Source organism: Microbacterium sp. Ag1, from assembly GCF_001005635.1.
Lineage (GTDB): Bacteria > Actinomycetota > Actinomycetes > Actinomycetales > Microbacteriaceae > Microbacterium > Microbacterium oxydans.
On sequence record NZ_LBCR01000026.1, the window covers coordinates 207836 to 213835 of the forward strand.

Sequence of the window (6000 nt, forward strand, 5' to 3'; positions counted from 1 at the left end):
CCGATCCGGGGCCTTCGTCGTGGTGTCGGCGGCTTTCTCGCTCGCGGCTTCTCGCTCGCCGCTCAGGCGGCGTCGGTGCCGAGCGTGCCGAGATAGAGACCGATGACCTTGGGGTCGTTCAGCAGGTCCCTGCCACTTCCCTCGTGCGCGTCCTTGCCCTGATCGAGGACGTACCCTCGGTCGCAGATCTGCAGGCAGCGTCGAGCATTCTGCTCCACCATGATCGTCGTGACACCGGCCTTGTTGATGTCGGAGACCCGGATGAACGCGTCGTCCTGTCGCACGGGGGAGAGGCCGGCCGACGGCTCGTCGAGCAGCAGCACCGACGGGTCCATCATGAGGGCACGGGACATGGCGACCATCTGCCGCTCACCACCGGAGAGCGAACCGGCGCGCTGCTTGAGGCGCTTGCCCAGCTCAGCGAAGATGCCGGTGACGAACTCGAGTCGCTCGTCGTAGATCTTGGGGTTCTGGTACAGCCCCATCTGCAGGTTCTCCTCGATCGACAGCGAGGGGAAGACGTTGTTGGTCTGCGGCACGAAGGCCACTCCGCGCCGGACGAGCTTGTCGGCCTTCAGACCCACGATGCTCTCACCCTTCACCGTGATGTCGCCGCTTCGCACGTTCACGAGCCCGAAGATGGCCTTCAGGAGAGTGGACTTCCCCGCCCCGTTCGGACCGATGATCCCGATCAGCTCTCCCTGCCGCGCCACGAGGTTGGCACCGTTGAGGATGTTCACACCGGGAAGATAGCCGGCATGGACGTCGGTCAGCTTCACGACGACATCGTCCTGAGCCGCGCTCGTCGCTGCATCGGTCGGCGTTTCCCCGCTCATGCGGTGCCCCTTCCCTCGGTATCGGTATCGGTATCGGTAGCGGTGCCGGGAACCGGATCGGTCGCCTCGAGCTCGGCCTCCGCCTCCGCTTCGATCTCCTCGCGGAGCCTGCTGGCGGCGGCATCGGGGAGCACCGGGATACGTCCGGTGACGGCGCCGAGGTCCACGTCCTGGTGTGCACCGAGGTACGCGTCAACGACAGCCGGGTTCTCCATGACCTCGTCGGGAGGGCCCTCCGCGACGACCCGCCCCTCGGCCATCACGATCACCCAGTCGGCGATGTGACGCACCATGTGCATGTCGTGCTCGACGAAGAGCACGGTCATGCCCTCCTCCTTCAGGTCGAGGATGTGGTCGAGGAGCGACTGCGTGAGCGCGGGGTTGACGCCGGCCATGGGCTCGTCGAGCATCACCAGCGTCGGGTCGCTCATCAGCGCCCTGGCCATCTCGAGGAGCTTGCGCTGGCCGCCCGAGAGGGCCGCGGCGAAGTCCTTCTCCTTCGCGTCGAGCTTGAAGCGCGTCAGCAGTTCGCGCGCCTTGGCCTCGATCTCGTCGTCCTGTGCCCTCCACAGGAAGGGGAACAGGCTGGACCAGAATCCCTCACCGCGCTGATGCGGAGCGCCCAGCTTCATGTTCTCGAGCACCGTGAGCAGCGAGAGCGACTTGGTGAGCTGGAACGTGCGTACCTGGCCCATCCTGGCCACCTTGAACGACGGCACCCCGGAGAGGCTCGTGCCGTCGAACGACCACGTGCCGCTGTTGGGCTTGTCGAATCCGCAGAGCAGGTTGAAGAGCGTCGTCTTGCCTGCTCCGTTCGGGCCGATCAGCGCGGTGATGGCTCCTCGGGGGACTTCGAGGTGATCGACGTCGACGGCGGTCAGGCCTCCGAAGCGACGCTGGACGGCGTCGACGACGAGGATCGGATCGACCTTCGCGACTCCGGGCTTCACCTCACCCTTGGTCAGGCCGGTGGTCTTCGGGCGTCGGATGCTCCCCGTGGAGGGAGCCGCGGTCACCGCGGCGTCCGCCGAGCCGGGGACCTGTTCCGGGGTCAGTTCATTTGACAAAGGTCATCTCCCTCTTGTCTCCGAGGATGCCCTGCGGGCGGAAGATCACGAGCAGCATCAGGGCGATGCCGACGAAGACGAAGACGAGGGTCGACGCCTGGCTGTCGGTCATCGGCAGCAGCCCGGCCTTCGCCATCGACGGGAGCAGGTTGGCCATGAAGGCGAACACCACCCAGAAGAGCACCGCACCGAGCGTGGGTCCGAACACCGTGGCCGCGCCTCCCAGGAGGAGGATCGTCCACAGGAAGAACGTCAGCGACGTCGAGTAGCTGCCGGGGACGACCGCGGAGGGGAGGACGAAGACGATCCCACCCGCGGCGCCGATCACACCACCCACGACGAGCGCCTGCATCTTGTAGGCGAAGACGTTCTTGCCCAGCGAGCGCACGGCGTCCTCGTCTTCGCGGATGCCCTTGAGCACGCGGCCCCACGGGCTGCGCATCAGCGCCCACACCAGCAGGATGGCGACGACCAGGACGATCACGCCGAACACGCGGTTCCAGAGGTCGTTCGCGCTGTACGTCCAGGGTCCGAACCCGTAGGTCCCCGGCGGGATGGGGTTCGCGTCGCGGAATCCGCCGTTGTACTGGGCGAGGCCGTCGGCGCTGTTGGTCCATTCGTCGAACACCTGCGTGGTGAAGAGGAGACGGACGATCTCGCCCGCGGCGATCGTGGCGATCGCGAGATAGTCGGCGCGGAGCCGCAGCGTCGGTATGCCCAGGAGCACGGCGAAGAGGGCGCCGCCGACCAGGCCGATCAGCATGCCGATCCACCACGGCAGGCCGAAGCTGAGCACCGAGATGGCGTAGCCGTAGCCGCCGATCGCCATGAACGCCGCCATGCCGAAGTTGAGCAGTCCGGCGTATCCGAAGTGCACGGCGAGGCCGGTCGCCGCGAGCGCGTAGGCGATGGTGACCGGGCTGAACAGGTAGACGGCCGTGTTCGAGAAGATGCTTCCGAAGTCCATGGCGATCAGCCCAACCTTTCCCTGCGTCCGAGCAGCCCTTGAGGTCTCACGAGGAGGATGAGGATGAGGATCACGAGAGCACTCGCATACTTGAGGTCGGACGGGATCCACAGCGTCGACACCTCGACAGCCATGCCGACGATGAGCGATCCGACCAGAGCGCCGAACGCCGTGCCGAGGCCGCCGAGGGTGATCGCGGCGAAGATCAGCAGGAGCATCTGCATCCCCATGTCCCACTTCACACCGGGGCGGAAGTACGCCCACAGGATGCCGGAGATGGCGGCGAGCGTTCCCGCGAGGATCCAGACGTAACGGATCACACGGTCGACGTCGATCCCGGACGCGGCAGCGAGCTGCGGGTTGTCGGAGATCGCGCGGGTGGCCTTGCCGATGCGGGTGCGCGTCAGGAAGAAGGCCACGGCCAGGATCACGACGATGCTCACACCCATCGCGATCATGTCGATGTAGGACAGGGAGATCGGCCCGAACTGGATCGGGGTGGGGCTGGCACCGGGGAGCTGATAGGTCCCTCCGCCGATCATGAACTGGAACGCGTATCGCAGCGCGAGCGAGAGCCCGATGCTGACGATCATCAGCTGGACGACACCGAGACCGCGCCGGCGGAGCGGACGCCAGATCCCGGCATCCAGCGCCCAGCCGAACAGGCCGCCGCCGATGACGGCCGCGACGATGCCGAGCCAGAGAGGAAGGTGCCAGAACGTGGTCGTGACGAGGGCGACGAGGCCGCCCCACGTGACCATCTCGGCGTGCGCGAAGTTGGAGAGGCGCGTGGTGCCGTAGATGAGGGCAGCGCCCATCGAGGCGAGAGCCAGCAGGAGTCCGAAGTTCAGTCCGCCGACGAGGCGTGAGAGCAGCTGGTCGACGAAGGAGACGGTGACCCGTTGCCCCTCGCCGAGGAAGAGGTTCATGATCTTCGTCCCGGTGAGGCCGAACTCGACTTCGAAGGAGGCCGTGGTCCCGGCGATCGGCTGGGTGCCCTCCGGGAGCTGGGTCGCATCGACGATCACGCCGTCCGGCAGCGTCGACTCATCGACCGTGAGGGTGTACTTCTCCTTCTCGGGCACGTACAGGCGCCATTTGCCGTCGGCATCGGTCTCGGTCTCGCCGTCGAAGCCCTTGCCCTCGATGGTCATGACCACGCCTTCGACCGGCTGGTCGTCGAAGGTCACGACGCCGGCGAAGTAGAAGTCGGTGACCTCCTGCCCGTCGTCCGTCGTCTCGGCCGAGGCCGCTGACGGGGGCAGGAACAGGAACGCTGTGAGCGCCATGAGGATACTGAGGAAGGCGACCACCCAGGGTCGCTTTCGCTGCACGGCGAGTGTTGTGGGTCCCACGCAACCTCCACTTTGAGTGCTGTGTCTCTGCGATCTCGGGTTTGTCCGCAGAGATGGACGACGCACTTGAGCGTAATGCGCCATCGCCGAATCACCTACGGTCGGTGCCAACGGTCCGGTAACGACGCGGCTCCGGGAATGTTCTCGGGCGTGTCTCGCTTAGAATCTTCATACGGGCCGCGGCCCCGCACCGGCCGACGTCGACCACCCCCTCGCACTCGGACATGCGCGACTCGCGCAGAAGGAGAATCCATGGAACAGCACGATCCCTTCGGCTTCGTCGGACTGACGTACGATGACGTGCTGTTGCTCCCCGGGCACACCGATGTCATCCCCAGCGAGGCCGACACCTCGTCGCGCATCACCCGGCGCATCTCGGTCGCGACGCCGCTCCTCTCGAGCGCCATGGACACGGTCACCGAGTCGCGGATGGCGATCGCGATGGCGCGTGAAGGCGGCATCGGCATCCTGCACCGCAACCTCTCCATCGCCGACCAGGCAGCGCACGTCGACCGCGTCAAGCGCAGCGAGTCCGGCATGATCACCGACCCCATCACCACGACGCAGGATGCGACGGTCGAAGAGGTCGACAACCTCTGCGCGAAGTACCGCATCTCCGGCCTTCCCGTCGTCGACGACGACGGCCGGCTCGTCGGCATCATCACCAACCGCGACATGCGCTTCGTCTCCGGCTTCGAGCGGCAGACCACCTTCGTCAAGGACGTCATGACGCGGGAGAACCTCGTCACCGCTCCGGTGGGCGTGGCCGCAGGCGAGGTCATCGCCCTGTTCGCGAAGCACCGTGTCGAGAAGCTGCCGCTCATCGACGACGACGGCAAGCTCGCCGGTCTCATCACCATCAAGGACTTCGACAAGAGCGAGAAGTACCCGCTCGCCACCAAGGACGACCAGGGGCGTCTGCGCGTCGGCGCGGCGATCGGCTTCTTCGGCGACGCGTGGGAGCGTGCCGAGGCGCTGCGCGATGCCGGGGTCGACGTCCTCGTGGTCGACACGGCCAACGGGCAGTCGCAGGGTGTCATCGACCTCGTCCGCCGGCTCAAGGCCGACGAGTCCTTCGCACACATCGACGTCATCGGCGGCAACGTCGCCACCCGTGAAGGCGCTCAGGCTCTCATCGATGCCGGAGTCGACGCGGTCAAGGTCGGCGTCGGCCCCGGGTCCATCTGCACCACCCGCGTCGTCGCCGGCGTGGGCGTGCCGCAGGTGACCGCGGTCTACGAGGCTTCGCTCGCCGCTGGTCCCGCAGGCGTTCCGGTCATCGCCGACGGTGGTCTGCAGTACTCGGGCGACATCGCCAAGGCGCTCGTCGCCGGTGCCGACGCCGTGATGCTCGGCTCGCTCCTCGCGGGAACCGACGAGTCGCCGGGCGAGATCGTCTTCCAGTCGGGCAAGCAGTTCAAGCAGTACCGCGGCATGGGCTCGCTCGGCGCGATGCAGACGCGCGGCAAGCAGACCTCGTACTCGAAGGACCGCTACTTCCAGGCCGATGTCCCGAGCGACGACAAGCTGATCCCCGAGGGCATCGAGGGCCAGGTCCCGTACCGCGGACCGCTCGCCGCGGTCGCCTATCAGCTGGTGGGCGGGCTGCGTCAGTCGATGTTCTACGTCGGAGCGCGCACTATCGAGGAGCTCAAGACGCGCGGCAAGTTCGTGCGCATCACCTCGGCGGGGCTCAAGGAGTCGCACCCGCACGACGTGCAGATCGTGGTCGAGGCGCCGAACTACAAGAAGTAGGCGTGACACGAAGAGGGGCC

Annotated in this window: 5 protein-coding genes; 1 reads left to right on the forward strand and 4 read right to left on the reverse strand. The window is 66.7% G+C overall.

Annotation, left to right across the window (positions count from 1 at the left end; genetic code table 11):
* Window positions 1-62: 62 nt before the first annotated feature.
* The 4 genes from AAY78_RS06050 to AAY78_RS06065 are packed head-to-tail and all read right to left on the reverse strand — an operon-like array spanning window position 63 to window position 4225.
* Window positions 63-836, reverse strand: a complete 774-nt coding sequence (locus tag AAY78_RS06050; RefSeq protein WP_046747417.1) for an ABC transporter ATP-binding protein — start codon at window positions 834-836, stop codon at window positions 63-65.
* Entirely contained in the window at window positions 833-1852 is a 1020-nt protein-coding gene (locus tag AAY78_RS06055; protein ID WP_378802257.1) for an ABC transporter ATP-binding protein, read from the reverse strand. Before AAY78_RS06055 ends, AAY78_RS06050 begins: the two co-directional genes overlap by 4 nt.
* Window positions 1853-1892: 40 nt before the next feature.
* Window positions 1893-2870, reverse strand: coding sequence for a branched-chain amino acid ABC transporter permease (locus AAY78_RS06060; RefSeq protein WP_046747418.1), 978 nt, complete (start codon window positions 2868-2870; stop codon window positions 1893-1895).
* A 5-nt stretch (window positions 2871-2875) separates the two neighbouring features.
* Complete coding sequence (locus tag AAY78_RS06065) at window positions 2876-4225, reverse strand: branched-chain amino acid ABC transporter permease (protein WP_046747419.1); 1350 nt, start codon at window positions 4223-4225, stop codon at window positions 2876-2878.
* Window positions 4226-4477: 252 nt separating this feature from the next.
* Here AAY78_RS06065 and guaB point away from each other — a divergent pair, with 252 nt between their 5' ends.
* Window positions 4478-5980 (forward strand): IMP dehydrogenase, encoded by a 1503-nt coding sequence (gene guaB / locus AAY78_RS06070; RefSeq protein ID WP_046747420.1) that lies wholly within the window; start codon window positions 4478-4480, stop codon window positions 5978-5980.
* The last annotated feature ends 20 nt before the right edge of the window (window positions 5981-6000 follow it).